The sequence below is a fragment of the Burkholderia sp. 9120 genome (genome assembly GCF_000745015.1).
Lineage (GTDB): Bacteria > Pseudomonadota > Gammaproteobacteria > Burkholderiales > Burkholderiaceae > Paraburkholderia.
Window position 1 is genome coordinate 2,065,974 of sequence record NZ_JQNA01000002.1, and the last position, 21,238, is coordinate 2,087,211.

Sequence of the window (21,238 nt, forward strand, 5' to 3'; positions counted from 1 at the left end):
AGAACACCCAGACATGACTCAACCCCACCAAGCTACCCTGCTCGTCGAACTGCTGACCGAAGAACTGCCGCCGAAAGCGCTCGCGCGTCTCGGCGACGCGTTCGCCGAAGGCATTGCGCAGCGCCTCGCGGCGCGCGACCTGATCGAAGGCGAACTGTCGTTCGAACGTTATGCGACGCCGCGCCGCCTCGCCGTCACGATCAAGAACGTGCGCGCCGTCGCGCCGGAAAAACAGGTGCGTGAAAAAGTGCTGCCGGTGTCCGTCGCCTTGGACAAAGACGGTCAGCCCACCGCGCCGCTCGCGAAGAAACTCGCGGCGCTCGGCTTCCCCGATTTCTCGGTGAGCGATCTCGAACGCGCACAAGACGGCAAGGCCGAAGCATTTTTCCTGCGCTATGCCGCGCCGGGCGCTACGCTCGCCGACGGCCTGCAAGCCGCGCTGGACGAAGCGCTAGCCGTGTCGAAGTTGCCGATTCCGAAGGTCATGACGTATCAGCGTCCGGACGGCACGAACATTCAGTTCGTGCGGCCCGCACAGCGTCTCACGGTCCTGCACGGCGATCAGGTTGTGCCGGTGAGCGCGCTCGGCATCGACGCCGACGACACCACGCTCGGCCATCGCTTTCTGTCCGAAGGTTTCGTACAGATCCAGCACGCCGATTCGTACGCTGACACGCTGTTGCACAAAGCCCATGTGGTCGCGAACTTCGCCGACCGCAAGGCGACCATCCGCACGCATCTGCTCGCGCAAGCCGACGGCGACCAGGTGGTGATGCCGGATTCGCTGCTGGACGAAGTGACCTCGCTGGTCGAATGGCCAGTGGTGTACGCCTGCAAGTTCGAGGACGAATTCCTGCAAGTGCCGCAGGAATGCCTGATCCTCACCATGCAGACCAACCAGAAATATTTCGCGCTGACCGATGCGAACGGCAAGCTGCGTTCGCGCTTCCTGATCGTGTCGAACATCGAAACGGCTACGCCGGGCGATATCATCGAAGGCAACGAGCGCGTAGTGCGTCCGCGTCTGGCCGACGCGAAGTTCTTCTTCGAGCAGGACAAGAAGAAACCGCTCGCGGATCGCGTGCCGCTGCTCGCGAACGTCGTGTATCACAACAAGCTGGGCTCGGCGCTGCAACGCGTCGAACGTGTGGAAGGTCTGGCCGGTGCGATTGCCGCGCTGACCGGCGCCGACATCGCGCTCGCACAGCGTGCCGCGCGTCTGGCCAAGGCTGACCTGATCACCGACATGGTCGGCGAATTCCCCGAGCTGCAAGGCACGATGGGCACGTACTACGCGCGTCACGACGGCGAGCCGGAAGAAGTCGCGCTCGCATGCTCGGAACACTATCAGCCGCGTTTCTCCGGCGACGCGTTGCCCGCCACCGCGACCGGCACCGTCGTCGCGCTGGCCGACAAGCTCGAAACGCTGGTCGGCATCTGGGGTATCGGCCTGCAACCCACCGGCGAGAAAGACCCGTTCGCGCTGCGCCGTCACGCGCTCGGCGTGCTGCGCATTCTGGTCGAGAAGCAACTGCCGGTCGACTTCGTCGAATTGCTACGCGCCGCTTATGCGCAATTCGCCGCGGTGCCGAACGTCGCCGATTCGACGCAAGCCATTTACGAGTTCAGCATGGACCGCCTGCGCGGTCTGCTGCGTGAACGCGGCTACGCGCCGGGCGAAATCGACGCGGTGCTGGCGCTGAATCCCACGCGCCTCGACGACATCGTCGCGCGTCTGGACGCGGTGCGCGAGTTCGCGTTGCTGCCGGAAGCGGCTTCGCTCGCGGCGGCTAACAAGCGTATTTCGAACATCCTGAAGAAGTCGGATGGCGTGGCCACTACCGGCGGCGTGCAGGTCACACTGCTCGTCGAGGCGGCGGAAAAGGCCCTGCATGCGCAGCTCGAGCAGGTCGCGCCGCGCGTGCAATCGCAACTCGCCGCACGCGACTACACGGGCGCGCTGACCGCGCTTGCCGCGTTGCGCGAACCGGTGGACACGTTCTTCAACGACGTGATGGTCAACGCCGAAGATCCGGCGTTGCGCGCCAACCGTCTGGCCTTGCTCGGCGCACTGCATCAGCAGATGAATTGCGTCGCCGACATTTCCCGACTCGCTGCCTGAGCCCCGCGCCATGCCGACCAAAAAAGTGGTGATCCTGGACCGCGACGGCGTAATCAACGTCGACTCCGACGCGTTCATCAAGTCGCCGGACGAATGGGTGCCGCTGCCCGGTTCGCTCGAAGCGATCGCGCGGCTGAACCAGGCCGGTTATCGCGTGGCGATCGCCACCAACCAGTCAGGCATTGGCCGCGGTCTGTTCGATATGAACGCGCTCAACGCGATGCATCTCAAGATGCATCGCCTGGCGGCGGCGGTCGGCGGGCGCATCGACGCGGTGTTCTTCTGCCCGCACACGGCGGAAGATCATTGCGAGTGCCGCAAGCCGAAGCCCGGCATGCTGAAGATGATCGCCGAGCGCTTCGAGGTCGATCCGCCGCACACGCCCGTGGTGGGCGATGCGATGCGCGATCTGCAAGCGGGCGCGGCGCTCGGTCATCCAACCCATCTGGTGCTGACCGGCAAGGGCCGCAAAACGCTCGCAGCCGGCGGCCTGCCCGAAGGCACGCGCGTGCATGACGACCTGCGCGCCTTCGCACTCGACTTCCTCGCCGACGCTCAAGAGTGACGCGCGCCATGCGCGTTTCCAACCCTCACCGACCACGCCGATGCGCTTCATTCGTTCTCTGCTGCTGCTGATCTACCTCGTTCTGTACACGGTGCCGTACGCGTGCGCGTGCTTCATCGCGTTTCCGTTCATGCGCGCCGACAAGCGCTACTGGATGGCCGCGGGCTGGTGCAAGTCGACCCTGCACGTGGCGCGCTGGCTCAACGGCATTCGCTACAACATAGAAGGCTTCGAGAACCTGCCCAACGGTCCCGCCGTGCTGTTGTCCAAGCATCAATCGGCGTGGGAAACGGTGGCGTTTCCGGCGCTGATGCCGCGGCCGCTGTGCTACGTGTTCAAGCGCGAACTGCTGTACGTGCCGTTCTTCGGCTGGGCGCTCGGTTTGCTGAAGATGGTTCATATCGATCGCAAGGAAGGCAAGTACGCGTTCGAGTCCGTCATCAAGCAAGGCAAGGCACGCATGGCCGAAGGCGCGTGGGTCATCATGTTTCCGGAAGGCACACGCACGCGCAGCGGCACGCAAGGCAAATACAAAACCGGTGGCGCGCGCTTCGCGGTCGCGACCGGCGCACCGGTCGTACCGATCGCGCATAACGCCGGACGACTGTGGCCGCGCAACTCGTTTCTTAAATATGCGGGTATAGTCACAGTGTCGATCGGCAAGCCGATCGACACGACGGGGCTCACGCCCGAAGAAGTGAACGCGCGCGTCGAACAGTGGATCGAAACTGAAATGCGTCGCATCGATCCTACCGCGTACAGCGCGACGGAAAGCCGTTCCGCCGCCGCACCAATCTGACGCGCCCACGCCCTCGAAGGCGTATTAGCGCGAAGCCGAAACCGATGCAGAAGTCTCCTACGTCGCAGCCCGCTGCGGCGCTCGATAACCGGCAACTCGATCTCCCGCTCTTCGCCGAGCCGGGGTCGACGTCGTCGTCCCCTTCACCTTCCGCGCCTTCTTCCGGTTCTGCCGGGAGTGCGTCGGGCACGCCGCAATCCGCTGGACTGCTCGCGCCAGATGGCAGCAAATTGCGCAGCCTCGTCGTCGGTTCACGCACGCTGCATTACGCGCTCAAGCGTTCGGCGCGCCGCTCGATCGGCTTTGCGATCGACAGCACGGGTCTGACGATCACCGCACCGCGTTGGGTCACGCTCGCCGATATCGAAACCGCGATCACCGAAAAGCAGCGCTGGATTTTCGCGAAGCTGATCGAATGGCAAACGCGTGTCGAACAGCGTGCGTTGCCGAAGGTCGATTGGAAAGACGGAGCCGAAGTGCCGTATCTCGGCCGGCCGGTGCGCGTGATACTCGGCTCGCCGCAAGGCACGCTTCAGTTCAGCGCGAGCGATTCGGCGTTGCAAGTGCCGCTGCCGTTGCAGGCCGATCCGCAACAGATCAAGGACCGCGTGCAAGGCTGGCTGCAAGGCGAAGCGAAGCGTCTGTTCGGTGAGCGTCTCGCGATTTATTCGGAGAAGCTGGGCGTCAGCTATCGCACGTATGCGCTGTCTTCAGCGGCGACGCGCTGGGGCAGTTGTTCGAGCGACGGCAAGATTCGCCTGAACTGGCGGCTGATTCACTTTCCGCTGTCCATCATCGACTATGTCGTCGCGCACGAGCTCGCGCATTTGCGTGAGATGAATCACAGCCCGCGCTTCTGGCAAACGGTGGAATCGATTTTTCCGGAATTCCGCGAGGCACGGCAGACGCTGAAGTCGCATCCGCCGGAATTGTTGCCTACGTTGTAGCGAGACTTTTTTAGACGGCTTGCGAGCTTGAGACGAAAACGGCGCTTCATCATGAAGCGCCGTTTTTTCTTTTGAGCCGCCAGGACGAACGCTGGCTCACTCCGTGCAGAAGGTTTCCTGCAGATGACGCCACATCACCTTGCCATGCGCGTCGAGTTCCATCACCGCCGTGGAGCGCCGCACGTTCGCGTTGCCCGCACCGTCGCGCTGATACTCGCGGTATTTCACCACCGCGCCCGACGCATAGTCGGCGACGATCTCCATGTCGCGGATCGTGATTTGCGAGCCCGGACGCGCGCCGCGCAGCTTCGCGAATACTTCTTGCGTGCCGGCGTAATCGAGCGCATTGCCGGACGTCATGACCAGCGTGAATTGCGGCGTGAAGCGCGCCATGATTCGCTGCAGCGCGCCTTCGTCCGCCGAGCCGTCGAACAGCGCCGCGATTTCGACGTGGATCTCGTCGAGTTCTTTGAAGTAGGGATTGCTGTTATTCATTATGGAATCTCGCCCTGCCGTCGACGTTATTTCTTCTTCTGAATGAACTCGATCTTGTAGCCGTCCGGATCCGTAACGAACGCTATCACCGTGGTGCCGTGTTTCATCGGGCCGGCTTCGCGCACGACCGTGCCGCCTTGCGCCTTGATTTTGTCGCACGCGGCGTAGGCGTCATCGACTTCGACGGCGAGGTGCCCGAAGCCGCTGCCGAGGTCGTACGACGGCGTGTCCCAGTTGTGCGTGAGTTCGAGGACCGTGCCGTCGCGTTCGTCCGTGTAGCCGACGAACGCCAGCGTGAATTTGCCGTCCGGATAATCGTCGCGGCGCAGCAGTTTCATGCCGAGCATCTCGGTGTAGAAGGCGATCGAACGATCCAGGTCGCCGACCCGAAGCATGGTGTGAAGCAGGCGCATGGTGCACTCCCTGTTGGGTGATAAAACGAGACCGTCAATGTACCCGGAATCACGCTGCGCTGCAGCGCGCGGATCAGGCGCGGCGGGCTCATTGGCATACTCACTGGCGTGCTCAATGAGGTCCTCGCGCAGGTTGACTATTTTCATCTGACAATCCATTCTTCCTGAACCGTCCGGACGCAAAAATCGAGGGGACGGCTCAGGAACGGGCGGACCAGCAGGAAAGAATCAGGCCTGTTCGACAGGAGGATCGTCCTATGTGTCGTCCGGGCTACCGGCTCGCGCCGGCTCGTCTGCTCGAAGCGCTGTCGTCCACCATCGGGCTCGCCATTCTGCTGCCTTGCGACCCCGCGTTCGCGGCTTGCGACAACGTCAATCCGGTCGGCGGACAAACCGTCACCTGCACCGGCAGCATGCCGAATCCGTCCACTACGAGTGTCACTGCCGCAGCGGGCAGCACCAACGTCACGGTCAACGTGCAGACCGGCGCGGAACTCGATATCAATGGCAACAATGTCATTCTCGTGCGCGACGGCAGCACCGTGACCAATCTCGGCACGTTGAACGGCAGCGGCGATACCTTTGATGCAATGTCCGCGCATGGCGCGAGCGGCGGCTCAGGTCAGAACGTGCTGGTCAACCGCGGCAGCATCACGACGAGCGGCGTCGAGTCGGAGGGCATGTACAACGACGCCGCCGCGGTCACGATGTTGAACGACACCACCGGCGTGATCCGCACGAGCGGCGATGAATCGGCAGCGATGCACGATTTCCAGAGTCCCGGCGGCGGCACCTTGACCAACAACGGCACGCTCGCTACCACCGGCGCCAGTTCACCCGGCATGGCCGCGTTGACGAACAACGACACGCTCGTCAATAACGGCACGATCACGACCACCGGCGCGGGATCGTATGGCATACGGACGAACGGCAATGCGGTCGGCGGTCCCGGCAACAACGTGATCGTCAACCACGGCACGATCGACGTTTCCGGCGCGGACGCCCATGGCATCGTGTCGTCGGATACGGCGCCGGGCGTCGTCACGAATACCGGCTCAATCACCGCACAGGGCGTGGGGGGCGCCGGCGCGATCTTCTCCGGCAACGTCACGCTGAACAACGCGGCCGGCGCGAGCATCGTCAGCCAGCAAGCCAACGCGATCGTCGCCAATGGCGGCGGCACGTTCAACAACGCCGGCACGATCTCCGGCGCGATCAACGCGATCGCTTTCGCGAATGCCGGTGCGACGATCAACAACAGCGGTTCGATCGTCGCGGCGACGAGTCAGGCGATCAGTTCCATCGGCACGTTCAATATCGTCATCAACAACACCGGCACCATCGCGGGCGGCAACGGCCGCGCGATCTGGACCGACAGCGGCAACGACACGTTCAACTGGAGCGGCGGCACCGTCACGGGCTTCGTGCGCTTCAGCGCAGGCGACGACACCGCCACGCTCACCAACCTCACTGACGCGAATCTGAGCGGCGTGCCGAGCTTCGACGGCGGCCCCGGCAACGATCTGCTGACGTTCGATCGCACGTCCGCGAGCGGCGTGAGCCGCTTTATCGATTGGGAAACCGTCAATGTGATCAACGGCAGCCAGTTGACGCTGGACAGTCAGGGACTCACGCTCGGCGATAGCGGCACGCTGACCGGCACGCTCAACGTCGACGCGACCAGCACCTTGTTCGCGGGCGGGCTGGCGAGCGCGGTGACGATTGCGCCGGCGGTCGCCGGACAACTCGTCACGGTGACCAATGCGGGCACGTTCGATCTGACCAACGGCGGCGCGAATACGCAGGCCGTGCTGGTGATCGATGGCAACTACACCGGGCTCAATGGACGGCTGCTGCTGCAAAGCGTGCTCGGCGGCGACGGTTCACCGAGCGGCAAGCTGGTGATCGCGCAGGGGGTGGGGTCGGGGAGTACGACGCTGGGCGTGACTAACGTGGGCGGCAACGGCGGCGCCACGCTCACTGATGGGATTCTCGTGGTGCAGGCCACCAATGGGGCGACGACGACCGCTAGCGCGTTCACGTTGCCGCGACCGTTGATGGCCGGCGCTTATACGTACTACCTGTTCAAAGGCGGAGTGAGTGCGGGGACAGGGGATAACTGGTATTTGCGTTCGAGTCTGGCGGCGGCGCCGACGCCAACTCCAACTCCAACACCAACACCAACTCCAACACCCACGCCCACGCCCGAGTCCGCCGCCGGCCCAATCGCAGCGCCTGGCACACCAGCCCTACCGACCCCACCGCCCGCAGGCGCCGCCCCCACACCGCTCTATCGAATGGAAGTCCCCGTCTACGCAGCAGTCCCCGTGCTCACGCGCGAACTCGGCATCGCGCAGATCGGCACCTTCCACGACCGCCAGGGCGAACAGTCAATGCTCGACGAAAGCGGCCCGCTGCCCGCCGCATGGGCACGCGTCTGGGGCGAGCACACATCGCAAACCAGCAGCGGCGGCGCAAGCCCGGATTTCAGCGGCACCATCAGCGGCGTGCAAGTTGGCCACGATCTCTACGCCGATCGCAGCGCGAGCGGTCATCGCAACCACTACGGTTTTTTCCTGGGCTTCGCTCGTGCGCAAGGCGATGTGAACGGCTTCGCGCTCGGCTTTCCCGATCTGTCGGCCGGGCATCTGGCGATCAACGCGTACAGCGTCGGCGCGTACTGGACGCACATCGGTCCGGGCGGCTGGTACACCGATGCAGTCGCCATGGGCAGCGCGCTGACGCTCGATCCGATGTCGAATCAGGGCCTCGGCGCGAGCACGCATGGTCACGCGATCACGACGTCGCTCGAAGCCGGTCTGCCGATTCCGTTGCGTGCGAATCTGAGCCTCGAACCGCAGATGCAATTGATCTGGCAGCATGCATCGATCGACGATCTCAACGACGGCGTTTCGAGCGTCTCGTTTCACTCGGCCAATGGCTTCGTGGGACGACTCGGCTTGCGTCTGCAAGGCGCGTTCGAAGGCGCTGGCGTGCAATGGCAACCGTATTTGCGGGCGAATTTGTGGCGCTATTTCAATGGCACCGACAGCGTGACTTACGCGGGCAGCACGGTGATTCCGTCGAATGTCGCGGCGACGGCGGCTCAATTCGGCATGGGGGTCGTCGCGCATCTGAGCGCGCGCGGCAGCGTGTTCGCGGCCGCGAGTTACACGACGAATGTGAATGGCGAGCACCGCAGCAGCGTCGAGGGCAATCTTGGGGTGCGCTGGAGTTGGTGACTCCGGGCGGCCCGTTCCGAATCAGCGCAATCCGAACCGCCCATTTCAAAACTGATGCCGGATCCCCGCCATCAACCCGATCTGCGTGCCCTTCTGCGCGAGCCCGATACTGTTCACCCCTTGCAGTTGCGCGCCGATCAGATCGCCGCGATAGACCGCGTAATCGCCTTCCAGATAGACGTCCGTACGCTTCGACAGGTTGTAGTCCGCGACCAGTTGATATTGCCAGGCCGATCCGTCCTGCGCATGCGTCTTGCCGTCCTGCAGCGTGCGCCAGACGTTGGCGGCGAAGTGCCACACGTTGCCGACCTGCTGCGTGATGCCGCCCATAATCATGCGACGCCGCGAAAAGTCCGTGTATTTGAGCGCCGTCAGTTCGGGCGCGGTGAACGGCCCGTTGGCGAAATTGGAAAACCCCGCATCGTTCTGATTGACGATATAGCCCGCCGAAAAGCGCGTCAGATTCCACGTGTACGAACCGCCGAAGGTCCAATCTTTCGCGGCCGCGCCGTTGACCGAATCCTTCGACTCTTCGTACGCCGCGCCGACGCTGAACGGACCGCCTGCCGGCCCATACGCGGCGGCCGCGCCGATCTGACTGCCGTTCGAATTGCCCGCGTTACCGCCGAATGCGTAGCCTGCCGCGAACGTGAAACCGTTGTATCTCGCCTGATACTGCACCTGATTGCTGGTCCAGATGCCGCCGGTCATCGTCACTTCGGGCTGGAAGCTGAAATCGTAGGGGATCCAGGAATTGCTGCCGTAACCGCCGACGGTAATCCCCTCGATCATCACGTTGTATTGCCGCCCGATGATCACCTGCCCGTACGACGCCGAGCGCACGCCGATCTGCGCTTCGTTGAAAAACGGCAAGGTGGGATCGCTTTGACCGGTGTTGATATAGATGCGGTTTTCGAGCTTGAAAAACGTCGACCAGCCGCCGCCGAGATCTTCAACGCCCTTCAAACCCCAGCGACTCTGCGTCATGCCGCCGTTGCCCAATCCGAGCGATGAATCGCCGGCCGTGTTCGCATGCGTCAGATAGCGCACGCTTTCGTCGACCACGCCGTACAGCGTCACGCTAGATTGCGCCTGCGCGATCTGACAGCCGAATGACGCGATGGCCGCGGGCACCAGGGCTGCCGTCCACCTGCTTACGTTTTTCATACCGTCTCCTCGTACAGATTCCGCTTTGCGCGGATGAGACTCTTCTGCTTTGGCCGGCGCGAATCGACTGGTGCGCGACGGGTGCGCGGCGATTCAGTCGATGCGGCCCGTACGAAAATCCTGACGAAACGCTTGTGGTCGAACCTTAGCGCGAAACGGCAACGGCAAGAAATTAGTCTGACGTGAGCGCGGCGGAGTGTTGTTAAGACAGCAAAATGCTTGCGGGATGTAAGAAGCACGCGTAGGCGGTGGGGTCATGGGCAGGCGGAAGCAGTGGGTTTGCTATCGTATGATCTGAATTCAGCCCGGCTTCGCGCTGAATTCGCCGCCAGGCGCTCGCGACTTATCCGTTCGGCTAGCCATTCGGCCGACTATCGCGATGCCCGCCGAGATCCGATACTGACCGGCCTTCTCCCCGTCTTGTCCTCACCAGTCCGAAATCGCCCATGAGCACTACCGCCTTGCCCGCGCGCCGCGCCCCCGACAGCTTCGCGATCCTGCTCATGATCGGCTTGTGCGCGATCTGGGGACTCCAGCAGGTTGCCATTAAAAGCACGAATTCAGCGGTGCCGCCGGTCTTCCAGGCGGGTTTGCGTTCGCTGGTCGCGTCTTTGCTGGTGTGGGGCTGGGCGCGCTCGCGCGGCACGCCGCTGTTTCGCGACGACGGCACGCTGAGCGCGGGCCTGCTCGCCGGCGTGCTGTTCGCCGCCGAATTCGTGTGTATTTTTCTGGGTCTGACGCTGACCAGCGCGTCGCGCATGGCGGTGTTTCTGTACACCGCGCCGTGCTTCACCGCGCTCGGCCTGCACTGGTTCGTGGAAGGCGAGCGGATGCGGCGGATTCAGTGGTTCGGTATTTTCGTGGCGTTCGCCGGCATGGCGCTGGCGTTCGCGGACGGCTTCCTGCACAGCCACGCCGCACAAGCCTCAACGCTGAAGGGTATGGCCGGCGACGCGCTCGGCGTGCTGGCCGGTGTTGCCTGGGCCGCGACCACGGTGGTGGTGCGCGCCACGCGTCTCGCTCAATCGAGCGCCAGCAAGACGCTGTTCTATCAATTGGCGGTGTCTGCGGTGGTGTTGCTCGCGCTGGCGGTCGGGCTCGGGGAGGCGCACGTCGAAACCGTCACGCCGCTCGCGCTGATGAGCCTCGCCTATCAGGCCGTGATCGTCGCGTTCGTCAGCTATCTGGTGTGGTTCTGGCTGTTGACGCGCTATATCGCGTCGCGCCTGTCGGTGTTTTCGTTTCTCACGCCGCTGTTCGGCGTGAGCTTCGGCGTGCTGCTGCTCGGTGAGTCGTTCAGCCTGCGCTTCCTGATGGCCGCGGCGCTGGTGCTGGTGGGTATCGCGCTGGTCAATGCGCCAGCGCGACGGGTGACGTAACGAGGTAGACCTGAGCTCGCTAGCGTGCCGCGACGGTTCAGGAGGCATCGCCGTCGCTCGCCGCTGCACGCTGCGACGGCCTGGCCGCCGCGACGATCTGCGCCACGCGCACGTATTCGGCAACCGACACGTCTTCGGCGCGACGTTGCAGGTCGAAGCCGAGCGCCTCGAAGTCCACTGAATCGCGAAACGCGGCCAGCGTATTGCGCAACATCTTGCGGCGCTGCGAGAACGCCGCCGTCACCACTTCGCCGAGCACGCGCTGGTCGACCGGCGTCAGCTCCTTCTGCTCGTACGGAATCATCCGCACGATCGCCGAATCCACCTTGGGTGGCGGATTGAACGACTCGGGCGGCACGTCGAGCTGCTTGTCGATCACGTAGCGATACTGCAGCATCACCGAGAGACGGCTGAATGCTTTCGTGCCCGGCTCGGCCACCATCCGCTCGACCACCTCGTTCTGCAGCATGAAGTGCTGATCGATCACGCAAGGCGCGAACGAGGTCAGATGAAACAGTAGCGGGCTCGAAATGTTGTACGGCAGATTGCCGACAATCCGCAGCGACGCTTTTTCACCCGGCGCGGCCAGCGAACCGAAGTCGAACGCGAGCGCGTCGCCCGCGTGCAGTTCGAGCAGATCGCCGAATTTCGTCTTCAGACGGCCGATCAGATCGCGGTCCAGTTCAACGGCGTGCAACGGCGCTTCCGGCGTGGCCAGACGCTCGATCAGCGGCTCGGTGAGCGCGCCGAGGCCCGGCCCGATTTCGACCATGCGCTCGCCGCGTCGCGGCTGGATGACGTCGACGATCGAATCGATCACGCCCATGTCGACCAGAAAGTTCTGACCGAAACGCTTGCGCGCGATATGACCTTGGTGCCGGCCCTGTTGCTGTCTGCTGGTGGACATCGAAGAAACGCTAAAGAAAGAGAACTGCTTGAAGAAAAGGAACTGGCGCGAATCGCGCCAGCCTCAGGCAACACCGCAGGCGCGCGGCGAGTCGTGCAACCATTGCGCGGCCAGCCGCGCAATGACGCCGAATCAGCCCGCGCGGCGGTGCTGCGCCATCGACACCGCCGTGTCGATCGCGGCGATCAGGCTGCCCGCGTCGGCGCGGCCGGTGCCGGCCAGATCGAGCGCGGTGCCGTGATCGACCGAGGTGCGGATAATCGGCAAGCCGAGCGTGATATTGATGCCTTCGCCGAATGTAGCGTATTTCAGCACCGGCAGGCCCTGATCGTGGAACATGGCCAGCACGCAGTCGGCCTGCTCCAGATAACGCGGCTGAAACAGCGTGTCGGCCGGATACGGACCGGGCGCGTCGATGCCCTGCTCGTTCGCGAGTTTCAGCGCCGGCGTGATGACCTCGATTTCCTCGCGACCCAGGTAGCCGTTTTCGCCCGCATGCGGGTTCAGCCCCGTCACGAGAATACGCGGCGCCGGCAAGCCGAAGTGATGCCGCAGATCGTGATCGATAATGCGCAGCGTCTCGACAATACCGTCGACGGACAAGGCTGCGGACACGTCCTTGAGCGGCAGATGCGTGGTCGCGAGCGCGACGCGCAGCGGACGCTTGCCGGAGCCGGCCAGCATCATCACCACGCGCGGCGTGTGAGTGCGCTCGGCCAGATATTCGGTGTGGCCGGTGAACGGCACACCGGCGTCGTTGATGGTGCTTTTTTGCAGCGGCGCCGTGACGATCGCGTCGAAGGCGCCGGCTACCGCGCCGTCGATCGCGCTGTCGAGCAGGTCGAGCACGTAGCGGCCGTTGGCCGCGTCCAGCTTGCCTGCCTGCACCGGCACGCCGAGCGGCTGGTGCTGCATACGCACGCGTTTGCCGTCAGCCAGCAACGCGTTCCAGTCGACGCCCACGGCGTGCGCGCGTTCGGCGAGCAACGCCGCGTCGCCCAGCACGGTGAACTGTGCGCCGGGCCAGTGGGTCGCCGCGCCGGCGAGAGCCTGCGCGGTCAGTTCAGGGCCGACGCCGGCCGGTTCGCCGGTCGTGATCGCGATCTGCAACGGCAAGCCGGCGGACTGGGCGGCGTTTGTCATGACGATTACTGCACGCTCGCCAGCGTGGGCTTCACTTCCACATACGCGGTGTCGCGCAGTTCACGCAGCCAGTCGGCGTAAGCCTGTTCGGCCTTGCGCTGACCGATGGCCTGGCGCGCCAGATCCATCTGCTGCGCGACCGAGCCTTCGGCGTCGCGGCGGCCCAGCACCTGGATCAGGTGATAGCCGTACTCGCTGCGCACCGGGTCGCTGATCTGACCGTCCTGCAGGTTGTTCATTGCGCGCTCGAATTCCGGCACCGTCTCGCCCGGGCTGATCCAGCCGAGGTCGCCGCCTTGCGACGACGAACCGTCTTGCGAGTAGGTGTGCGCGAACTTCGCGAAGTCGCCGCCCGCGGCGATCTGGTTCTTGATTTCGAGCAGCTTCTGGCGCGCTTGCGGCTCCGACATACCGTCGCCGACGCGCAGCAGAATGTGGCGCACATGCGTCTGCACCAGCTTCGGCGCATCCGAGCTCGAGCCCTGACCGGCGCGGCGATCGACCAGGCGCACGACTTCGAAACCGTCGCTGGTGCGGATCACGTCCGGATTGATTTCGCCCGGGCGCAGCGTGGAAGCGGCCTTCGCGAACTCAGGCGGCAGCTTCGAAGGCTGCTGGTAACCGGTATCGCCGCCTTTGGACGCGTCCGGCGCTTGCGAATTGGCCTTCGCGAGCTTTTCGAAGTTCGCGCCGCCCTTGGCTTCGGCGAGCAACGCCTGGGCCTTTTTCTGCGCCGCTTCGATGTCGGTTTCCGACGCGTTCAGCGGCGCCTTCAGGAAAATGTGCTGCATATGCAGATCGCTCTGCAGGCCGGCGTTCGGGCCACGCTGACTGGCGATGTAGTTCGCGACTTCCGCGTCCGACACCACGACCTTGCTGTCCACTTCTTTCTCGCGCAGACGCGAGAGCGTCAGTTCGGTGCGCGCGTCGTTCGTGAACGTGGTCCAAGGCACGCCTTGCGCCTCGATCCGCGCGCGGTACATCTCGAGCGACATGTTGTTCGATTGCGCGAGGCGTTCGAGCGTTTTCTGCACGGCGGCGTCGTCGATGTTGATGCCGTCTTCTTTCGCCTTCTGCAACTGGATGCGTTCCAGCACCATCTGGTTGAGCACCTGCTGGCGCAACTGGTCCAGCGGCGGGACCGGCGCGTTCTGCTGGTTCAGCCGACGCGTGATCAGGCCCATGCGGTCGTCCAGCTCGCGCCGCGTGATGACACCGTTGTTGACCACTGCGGCAATGGTATCGACCGTCTGGCCGCTACCGCTGCTGGCCAGCGCCTGCGCCTGAACCGGCGCAACCGACAGGAAAGACGCCGCGGCGGCGAGACCGGCCGCAAGCGTTGCCAAGCGAAGCTTTTTCATGATTGCCACAGATACTCCAATGATGTCGGGCGCGCCTGGCCCGTCTTTTCGCATTCTATAAAACGATCGCGACCGAACCGCGTCATTCGTAATTGGTGAAACGCGCTTCCGGCGGCGGCGGCGGCGGCAACGGCGTATAGCCCTGCACGCCGTTGCGGAACGCGGCCATCAACCCATTGTCGACGCTCGACAAGCCCTTGAACGTCAACTGCGCGAGGAACCGCGTGCTCGTCTGATTCTGATTCGAGGTGTTCACACCGTTCGCGTAGCGCTGGATCCCGGCGCCGAGCGTCCAGCAGTCGGCATCGTATTGCAGGCCTACCAGACCGTCGACGATCCGTTTTCCGCCCAGGTCGTAGTTGAACCTCGCCACCCCGTACACGTGGTGCGTGAGCGGCCATTGCCCCGAAACCAGCACCTGATTGATCGGCGTGTTATCCAACGTGGTGTTCGCGCGGGTATAACGGTACGCGACGTTGATCACCTTGCCGCTGGCCGGGCTGAACCCGAAGCCAACACTCGTCTTCACCAGCTGGTTGTTGTCGGCATTATATTGGAACGCCGTTTCCGAAGCGAAACCGGCGCCGAGCTTGAGCGACGCACCCACGATCAGGTCCGAATGGGTGGCCTGCGTGCTGGTCTGGGTCGGCAACAGCGTGACGCGCTGGTCCTGGAAGTAATACTGCTGCGCGATCACGAAACGCGCGCGTTCGTCGCCCGTGGCCGGGTTGATGAAGCGCGTGGTGATGGCCGCGGTCAGACGGTTCGCGTCGGCGATCCGGTCGTTACCGACGAAGGTGTTCGGCGAGAAAATTTCCGCCAGCCCGAAATCGGATTCGGCGGTATCGAACAGCGGCGCGAACGCCTGGTTGCGATACGGCGTGTACACGTAGTACAGCCGCGGCTCCAGCGTCTGGATGTAATCCTCACCGAAGATCCGCACCGAGCGGTCGAAAATCAGGCCCGTGTCGAACGTGAAGGTCGGGATCGATTCGGTGAAATTCTTCGGCGTGCCGGCCGGCGTGGTGCTGCTGATGTTGTTCAGGTCGTACGACGCGAGGTGCAACTGCACCTTCGGCGTGACGAAGTACCCCGGCCCGACCACCGAATACGACAGGTACGGGTTGAACATCACCCGCTGACCCTGCGTCGTGTCCGCAGTGGTGATGCGGAAATTCGAGTAATCGGCTTCCGCGCCGTAATCGAACCCGCCGATGTTGTACTTCGCGTACTTCACGTTCAACTGCGGCTCGCGGCCATACGGCGCAATCGACGGCGTCAGCGTCTGCCAGTGCTGCTCGCGCGCGAGCACCGACCACGGACCGTTGTTGTACGTCAACCCGGCTTCCTGTTGATACAGGAGCTGGGTGCCGTTCATGAACTGACTGACCGACGACGACAGGTCTTCCGGATACGTGTTGTCCGAAACCTTGTTGTAGTAGATGTAGCCGCCGAACCCGTTGCCGAAGTTCTGGTTGTGCTGGATGTACAGCGCGTAGCGGTTGGTCTTGGTCAGCCGGTCGTCCGGCAGGAACTCGCCGGTGATCGAACCGGAATACGTGGGCGACAGATAGCGGAACGACGACTGCAACTGCACGCCGCGCTTGGAGATCAGACGCGGTGTAATGGTCAGATCGCGGTTCGGTGCGATGTTGAAGTAATACGGCACCGACAGTTCGAAGCCGTTCGACGAACTCAGCGAGAACGTGGGCGGCAGAACCCCGCTGCGCCGCTCGCCCGAGAGCGGGAACGACAGCCACGGCGACGCGAACACCGGCACGCCCTGGAAGAACAGCACGCCGTCATGCGCGACGCCTTCGTCCGCGCCGGTGTCGAAATCGAACTCGCTGCCTTTGATGTACCAGGCCGGATCGTCCGCGCACTGGCAGGCGGTATAGGTGCCCTTCGTGAAGACCGAGCGCTCATTGTCGAGCAGATCGACACGCTGCGCGCTGCCCGAGCCGCCGGTCACATTGAAGTGGTACTTCGGCGCGGTCATGAAACCTTCGCTCGAATCCAGCCGCATGTGCGCTTCAGGCCCGACGAAGGTGTTGCCGTTGTTGTTGACATGGACCTGGCCGTACGCGTCGGCCATGTCCGTGTCCTGATCGTAATGCAGGGCGTCGGCCTTGATCACCATCGTGTTGTGGCGTATCTCGGCCGCGCCCTTGGCCGCCATGTCCTGGTCGGTGGTGCCGGTGGTCGTGTCACCGAGCACGAAGGTGGCCGACTTCTGCCCCTGTAGCAGCGGATGTTCTTCCAGTTGCGGGGCGAGCTGCATGCCCCAGGGCGCGTCGATCGGTTGCGGCTGCGCGGCTTCCCCCACCAGCTGGGCGTGCGCAAGCGCGGGCATCAGGCCCGGAACGGCGATCAACGCCGCGACGAGCCGCCTTTTGCGCGGCACTACGGCACAAGAGGGAGTCGTTTGGGAAAGCTGTCTAGGCGGCATGTATCGTTTGGCGAATCGGCCCATCCGCCAGCTTTTACAGTCACGATCCACCGCCTGCACACCCCGACCGTGACAGTGGGCTGCACATCAATTAACAATCTTTCGAACGGTGAGGCGGGCGGTGAAGCGGAACGCGCGAAAGCTGGCGTGAGTCGCGTCAAAAAAGTCGTGGGGTATTATATGGCAAGACGTTGCCCCTCAGAATTTGCCGCCGGTTTTCATGACGCTACCCTCCTCCCAAGATACCCAAGATCCCCGTCTCGACCTGCTCAAAGCCTGGCTGAACCGCCACGCAGCGGGCTATTCGCTCGAGCTCGATACCCTCGCACCGGCTTCGTCCGACGCCAGTTTTCGGCGCTATTTCCGGCTCGCCGGTAAGGCGGCGGAAGATGAAAGCACCGGCACGCTGATCGCCGTCGACGCGCCGCCCCCCGAAAAGTGCCGCGAATTTGTGCAGGTCGCCCAGTTGCTCGAGGCCGCCAACGTCAACGTACCGCGCGTGCTCGAGGTCGACTTCGACGCCGGCTTCATGCTCGTGACCGATCTGGGCACCGATTCGTACCTCGGCGCGCTGACCGACGCGCAGCAGGCGGACGACGCGCGCCGTCCGCGCACGCTGATGCGCGACGCGCTCGACGCCTTGATCCGCTGGCAACTGACCTCGCGCGAAGACGTGCTGCCGCCGTTCGACGAAGCGTTCCTGCGCCGCGAGATGGAATTGATGCCGGAGTGGTTCATCGGCCGGCATCTGGGTCGCGAGGTCGACGAAAAGACGCGCGGTCTGCTCGACCGCACCTTCGCGCTGCTGATCGCGAGCGCCCGTGCGCAGCCGCAGGTGTTCATGCTGCGCGATTTCATGCCGCGCAATCTGATGGTCGCCACGGCCGCCGCAGTCACGACTGGGTCGAACGGCGCTGCAAACCGCACGGCAAACCCCGGCGTACTCGACTTCCAGGACGCCGTGTACGGTCCGATCACGTACGACGTCGCGTCGTTGCTGCGCGACGCGTTCCTCGGCTGGGACGAAGAGTTCGAACTGGATTGCTTCGTGTACTACTGGGAGCGGGCAAAAAAAGCCGGCCTGCCGGTCGATCCCGACTTCGGTGAGTTTTACCGCCAGCTCGAATGGATGGGCCTGCAACGCCACATCAAGGTGCTCGGGCTGTTCTGCCGGATCAACTACCGCGACAACAAAGCGCATTACATGAAAGATCTGCCGCGTTTCATCGGCTATGCGCGCAAGGTGGCGGAACGTTATGCGCCGCTGCGTCCGTTCGCGAAGCTGCTCGACGAGCTCGAAGGCCGCGCGGATGACGTCGGCTACACCTTCTGAGCGATGACGACATCCGTGAAGAAAGCGATGATTTTCGCCGCGGGCCGCGGCGAGCGCATGCGTCCGCTGACCGACACCTGTCCGAAACCGTTGCTCGAAGTGGGCGGCAAACCGCTGATCGTGTGGCAGATCGAGCGGCTCGCGCAGGCCGGCTTTCGCACCATCGTGATCAACCACGCGTGGCTCGGCGAGCAGTTCGAGACCGTGTTGGGCAATGGCTCGCGCTGGCAGGTCGAATTGCGCTACTCGGCCGAGCATGAAGCGCTCGAAACGGCCGGCGCGATCGCGCAGGCGCTGCCGTTACTGGAAGACGGCGACAAAGACGGTGACCGCGGCGAGGTGTTCGTCGGCGTCGCCGGCGACGTGTACGCCGATTTCGACTACGCCGCGCTGAATGCCCAGGCCGACAGGCTCAGCACGTTGCCCGAGCCGGGCATGCATCTGGTGATGGTGCCGAATCCGGTCTTTCATCCGGACGGTGATTTCGGTCTGGTCGACGGAGTGGTGTCGCTCGACGCGCAGCCGCGCCTGACGTTCGGCAGCATCGCCCTCTACGACACGCGGATGTTCCGCGATCTGCCGCGCGGCACGCGGCGCGCGCTGTCGCCGTACTACCGCGACACGATCTCGCGCGGGCTTGCGAGCGGCGAGTTGTATGAAGGTTTGTGGGAGAACGTCGGCACGGCGGCTCAACTTGGCGCGCTGGACCTGCGGTTGAAAAGCGAGCGCTAGGCTCGCCTCCGCGCCGCTCAGCTCTCGCCCGCCCCCACCGCGTCGACCGCTTCCGGCGCGTGCGCCACGCGCTGCTGCTGCAACGCCCACATCTGCGCGAACAACCCGTTCGCGCGCAGTAATTCCGCGTGCGTGCCGCGCTCTACGATTTGTCCTTTGTCCATCACGATGATCTGCTGCGCGTGCACCACCGTCGACAGCCGATGCGCGATGATCAGCGTCGTGCGCTCGCGGGCAATCTGATCGAGCTCGTGCTGAATCGCGCGTTCGGAGCGCGAATCGAGCGCGGAGGTCGCTTCGTCGAACAGCAGGATCGGCGGATTCTTCAGAATGGTCCGCGCAATCGCCACGCGCTGCTTTTCGCCACCCGAGAGCTTCAGGCCACGCTCGCCGACCGGCGTTTCATAGCCCTTCGGCAGTCCTTCGATGAAGTCGTGAATATGCGCCGCGCGCGCCGCCGCGATCACTTCTTCGCGCGTAGCAGAAGGCCGACCATACGCGATGTTGTAGTAGATCGAATCGTTGAACAGCACCGTATCCTGCGGCACGATCCCGATCGACGCCCGCAGTGAATCCTGCGTGACATCGCGAATATCCTGACCGTCGATAGTGATCGCGCCGCCCGCCGCGCGGTCCAGATCGTAGAAGCGGAACATCAGCCGCGCGAGCGTCGATTTACCCGAGCCGCTATGCCCCACCACCGCGGTCGTGGTGCCCGCCGGAATCGTGAAACTCACGTCGTGCAGAATCTGCCGCGCCGGTTCATACGCAAAGTTCACGCGCTCGAAGCGCACCTGCGCGCCGCTCACCTGCAGCGCGGGCGCGCCTTCAACATCGGGCACTTCCTGCGCAGCGCCGAGCAGCGTGAACATGCGGTCCATGTCGGTAAGGCTCTGCTTCAATTCCCGATACACCACGCCGAGAAAATTCAGCGGAATATAAAGCTGCAACATGAACGTGTTGATCAGTACCAGATCGCCGAGCGTGAGCTTTCCCGCCATCACGCCCTGAGTCGCACGCCACAGAATGAACACGAGCCCCGTGCCGATGATCGCCTGCTGGCCGAAATTCAGGGCCGACAGCGAGCGCTGCGATTTGATCGCGGCCGTGCGATAGCGCTTGAGATTTTCGTCGTAACGGCTCGCTTCCCACTCTTCGTTGCCGAAGTACTTCACGGTCTCGTAGTTGAGCAGCGAATCGATCGCGCGCGAGTTCGCCTTCGAATCGAGGTCGTTCATCGTGCGGCGAAAATGCGTGCGCCACTCGGTGACCTTCACCGTGAAAACGATGTACGTGGCCAGCGCGATAAACGTGACCACCGCGTAATACCACTCGTATTTGACGACGAAAAAGCCGAGCACGAGGCCAACCTCGACGAGCGTCGGCAGAATGCTGTACAGCGAATACGAGATCAGTTGCGTGATGCCGCGCGTGCCGCGTTCGATATCGCGCGACATGCCGCCGGTCTGCCGGTCGAGATGGAAGCGCAGCGACAGCGCGTGCAGATGGCGGAACACTTTCAACGCCAGTTGCCGCACCGCGCTCTCGGTCACCTTCGCGAACAGAATCTCGCGCAGCTCGGTAAATAGCGACGTGGACAGCCGCACCACCGCATACGCGACCACCAGCAAACCAACGCCGCCCAGCAGCACGATAGCCGGTGAATCATGCGCGCGGCCGAGCGCGGTGAGATGCTGCACCGACGCGAGGCTGTCGACGATCCGCTTCATCACGATCGGCACGCCGAGGTTGGCGACTTTCGCGCCGATCAGGCAGCTCAGCGCGAAAGCGACACGCCATTTGTAGGTGGCGAGATAAGGCAGCAGCGACAGAATGGTCTGCCAGTCGTTGCGCGGCAGGGTGGAGATCGGCGAGGGTTCGGACGAGGGCGTGCGGCGCATGGAGGTCGGCTTGGGGAGAGGATGGAACGGCCGGAGTTCGCAGCGGCGCGCCGACCGCAGCAGGCCGATCGATCGGCACACTGCTTTTTGTCGCGCGACCCGGCTGGGCGCTTTCCCGTACAATTCCTGATCTTTATATTGTCGCAGAAGCCGGCTGGCGCCGCTTTCCATGGGCAGTCCGGCCGCCGGTCATCCGTTGGCCACGCAGTTGGGCCGTGCTTCCGCGAGGCGCCGGCAAGATTGCCCCTGAACACCGTCGCCGCCGGTCCACTCGACCTGGCCC

At 63.7% G+C, this 21,238-nt stretch carries 16 protein-coding genes; 8 read left to right on the top strand and 8 right to left on the bottom strand.

The window, feature by feature from the left end; genetic code table 11:
* Positions 1–13: 13 nt before the first annotated feature.
* Genes glyS through FA94_RS17380 form a run of 4 tightly spaced genes read left to right on the top strand, consistent with a single transcriptional unit; the run spans position 14 to position 4,433 of the window.
* Positions 14–2,122, top strand: coding sequence for a glycine--tRNA ligase subunit beta (glyS, locus tag FA94_RS17365; RefSeq protein WP_035553390.1), 2,109 nt, complete (start codon positions 14–16; stop codon positions 2,120–2,122).
* Positions 2,123–2,132: 10 nt separating this feature from the next.
* Entirely contained in the window at positions 2,133–2,687 is a 555-nt protein-coding gene (gene gmhB / locus FA94_RS17370) for a D-glycero-beta-D-manno-heptose 1,7-bisphosphate 7-phosphatase (protein WP_035553391.1), read from the top strand.
* A 40-nt stretch (positions 2,688–2,727) separates the two neighbouring features.
* Entirely contained in the window at positions 2,728–3,486 is a 759-nt protein-coding gene (locus FA94_RS17375) for a lysophospholipid acyltransferase family protein (RefSeq protein WP_035553394.1), read from the top strand.
* Between the two features lie 44 nt (positions 3,487–3,530).
* Positions 3,531–4,433, top strand: a complete 903-nt coding sequence (locus FA94_RS17380; RefSeq protein WP_035553396.1) for a M48 family metallopeptidase — start codon at positions 3,531–3,533, stop codon at positions 4,431–4,433.
* 96 nt (positions 4,434–4,529) lie between these two features.
* Here the strand turns inward: FA94_RS17380 and FA94_RS17385 are convergent, their stop codons facing one another.
* Together FA94_RS17385 and gloA are read right to left on the bottom strand one after the other, a co-directional pair.
* Positions 4,530–4,928, bottom strand: a complete 399-nt coding sequence (locus tag FA94_RS17385) for a hypothetical protein (protein ID WP_035553398.1) — start codon at positions 4,926–4,928, stop codon at positions 4,530–4,532.
* Positions 4,929–4,954: 26 nt separating this feature from the next.
* Complete coding sequence (gene gloA / locus FA94_RS17390) at positions 4,955–5,341, bottom strand: lactoylglutathione lyase (protein WP_035553401.1); 387 nt, start codon at positions 5,339–5,341, stop codon at positions 4,955–4,957.
* Positions 5,342–5,598: 257 nt separating this feature from the next.
* Between gloA and FA94_RS37345 the strand changes: the two genes are divergently transcribed.
* Positions 5,599–8,583, top strand: a complete 2,985-nt coding sequence (locus FA94_RS37345; protein ID WP_051980634.1) for an autotransporter family protein — start codon at positions 5,599–5,601, stop codon at positions 8,581–8,583.
* Positions 8,584–8,628: 45 nt separating this feature from the next.
* Here FA94_RS37345 and FA94_RS17400 read toward each other — a convergent pair whose 3' ends face one another.
* Positions 8,629–9,750, bottom strand: coding sequence for a porin (locus FA94_RS17400; protein WP_035553403.1), 1,122 nt, complete (start codon positions 9,748–9,750; stop codon positions 8,629–8,631).
* A 446-nt stretch (positions 9,751–10,196) separates the two neighbouring features.
* Here FA94_RS17400 and FA94_RS17405 point away from each other — a divergent pair, with 446 nt between their 5' ends.
* Complete coding sequence (locus tag FA94_RS17405) at positions 10,197–11,129, top strand: DMT family transporter (protein ID WP_035553405.1); 933 nt, start codon at positions 10,197–10,199, stop codon at positions 11,127–11,129.
* Between the two features lie 37 nt (positions 11,130–11,166).
* Here FA94_RS17405 and rsmA read toward each other — a convergent pair whose 3' ends face one another.
* The 4 genes from rsmA to FA94_RS17425 all read right to left on the bottom strand — a co-directional run bounded on the left by rsmA (position 11,167) and on the right by FA94_RS17425 (position 16,989).
* Positions 11,167–12,036, bottom strand: coding sequence for a 16S rRNA (adenine(1518)-N(6)/adenine(1519)-N(6))-dimethyltransferase RsmA (gene rsmA / locus FA94_RS17410; protein WP_035553407.1), 870 nt, complete (start codon positions 12,034–12,036; stop codon positions 11,167–11,169).
* A 132-nt stretch (positions 12,037–12,168) separates the two neighbouring features.
* A complete protein-coding gene (gene pdxA / locus FA94_RS17415) occupies positions 12,169–13,179 on the bottom strand; it encodes a 4-hydroxythreonine-4-phosphate dehydrogenase PdxA (RefSeq protein WP_035553409.1) in 1,011 nt (336 codons plus the stop codon).
* A 5-nt stretch (positions 13,180–13,184) separates the two neighbouring features.
* On the bottom strand, positions 13,185–14,549 hold the full coding sequence (locus FA94_RS17420; RefSeq protein ID WP_408305671.1) for a peptidylprolyl isomerase: 1,365 nt from the start codon (positions 14,547–14,549) through the stop codon (positions 13,185–13,187).
* Positions 14,550–14,622: 73 nt separating this feature from the next.
* On the bottom strand, positions 14,623–16,989 hold the full coding sequence (locus tag FA94_RS17425) for an LPS-assembly protein LptD (RefSeq protein ID WP_035553414.1): 2,367 nt from the start codon (positions 16,987–16,989) through the stop codon (positions 14,623–14,625).
* A gap of 220 nt (positions 16,990–17,209) precedes the next feature.
* Here FA94_RS17425 and FA94_RS17430 point away from each other — a divergent pair, with 220 nt between their 5' ends.
* On the top strand, positions 17,210–18,322 hold the full coding sequence (locus tag FA94_RS17430) for an aminoglycoside phosphotransferase family protein (RefSeq protein WP_035553417.1): 1,113 nt from the start codon (positions 17,210–17,212) through the stop codon (positions 18,320–18,322).
* A gap of 3 nt (positions 18,323–18,325) precedes the next feature.
* Entirely contained in the window at positions 18,326–19,054 is a 729-nt protein-coding gene (murU, locus tag FA94_RS17435) for an N-acetylmuramate alpha-1-phosphate uridylyltransferase MurU (protein ID WP_035553420.1), read from the top strand.
* Between the two features lie 17 nt (positions 19,055–19,071).
* Here murU and FA94_RS17440 read toward each other — a convergent pair whose 3' ends face one another.
* Entirely contained in the window at positions 19,072–20,955 is a 1,884-nt protein-coding gene (locus tag FA94_RS17440) for an ABCB family ABC transporter ATP-binding protein/permease (RefSeq protein ID WP_035562421.1), read from the bottom strand.
* Positions 20,956–21,238 lie beyond the last annotated feature (283 nt).

Coding starts and splice junctions, on each gene's coding strand:
- gloA (WP_035553401.1), bottom strand. CDS start 5,341: ATGCGCCTGCTTCACACCATGCTTCGGGTCGGCGACCTGGATCGTTCG.
- FA94_RS17375 (WP_035553394.1), top strand. CDS start 2,728: ATGCGCTTCATTCGTTCTCTGCTGCTGCTGATCTACCTCGTTCTGTAC.
- rsmA (WP_035553407.1), bottom strand. CDS start 12,036: ATGTCCACCAGCAGACAGCAACAGGGCCGGCACCAAGGTCATATCGCG.
- FA94_RS17430 (WP_035553417.1), top strand. CDS start 17,210: ATGACGCTACCCTCCTCCCAAGATACCCAAGATCCCCGTCTCGACCTG.
- glyS (WP_035553390.1), top strand. CDS start 14: ATGACTCAACCCCACCAAGCTACCCTGCTCGTCGAACTGCTGACCGAA.
- pdxA (WP_035553409.1), bottom strand. CDS start 13,179: ATGACAAACGCCGCCCAGTCCGCCGGCTTGCCGTTGCAGATCGCGATC.
- FA94_RS17400 (WP_035553403.1), bottom strand. CDS start 9,750: ATGAAAAACGTAAGCAGGTGGACGGCAGCCCTGGTGCCCGCGGCCATC.
- FA94_RS17405 (WP_035553405.1), top strand. CDS start 10,197: ATGAGCACTACCGCCTTGCCCGCGCGCCGCGCCCCCGACAGCTTCGCG.
- gmhB (WP_035553391.1), top strand. CDS start 2,133: ATGCCGACCAAAAAAGTGGTGATCCTGGACCGCGACGGCGTAATCAAC.
- FA94_RS37345 (WP_051980634.1), top strand. CDS start 5,599: ATGTGTCGTCCGGGCTACCGGCTCGCGCCGGCTCGTCTGCTCGAAGCG.
- murU (WP_035553420.1), top strand. CDS start 18,326: ATGACGACATCCGTGAAGAAAGCGATGATTTTCGCCGCGGGCCGCGGC.
- FA94_RS17385 (WP_035553398.1), bottom strand. CDS start 4,928: ATGAATAACAGCAATCCCTACTTCAAAGAACTCGACGAGATCCACGTC.
- FA94_RS17380 (WP_035553396.1), top strand. CDS start 3,531: ATGCAGAAGTCTCCTACGTCGCAGCCCGCTGCGGCGCTCGATAACCGG.
- FA94_RS17440 (WP_035562421.1), bottom strand. CDS start 20,955: ATGCGCCGCACGCCCTCGTCCGAACCCTCGCCGATCTCCACCCTGCCG.
- FA94_RS17425 (WP_035553414.1), bottom strand. CDS start 16,989: ATGCCGCCTAGACAGCTTTCCCAAACGACTCCCTCTTGTGCCGTAGTG.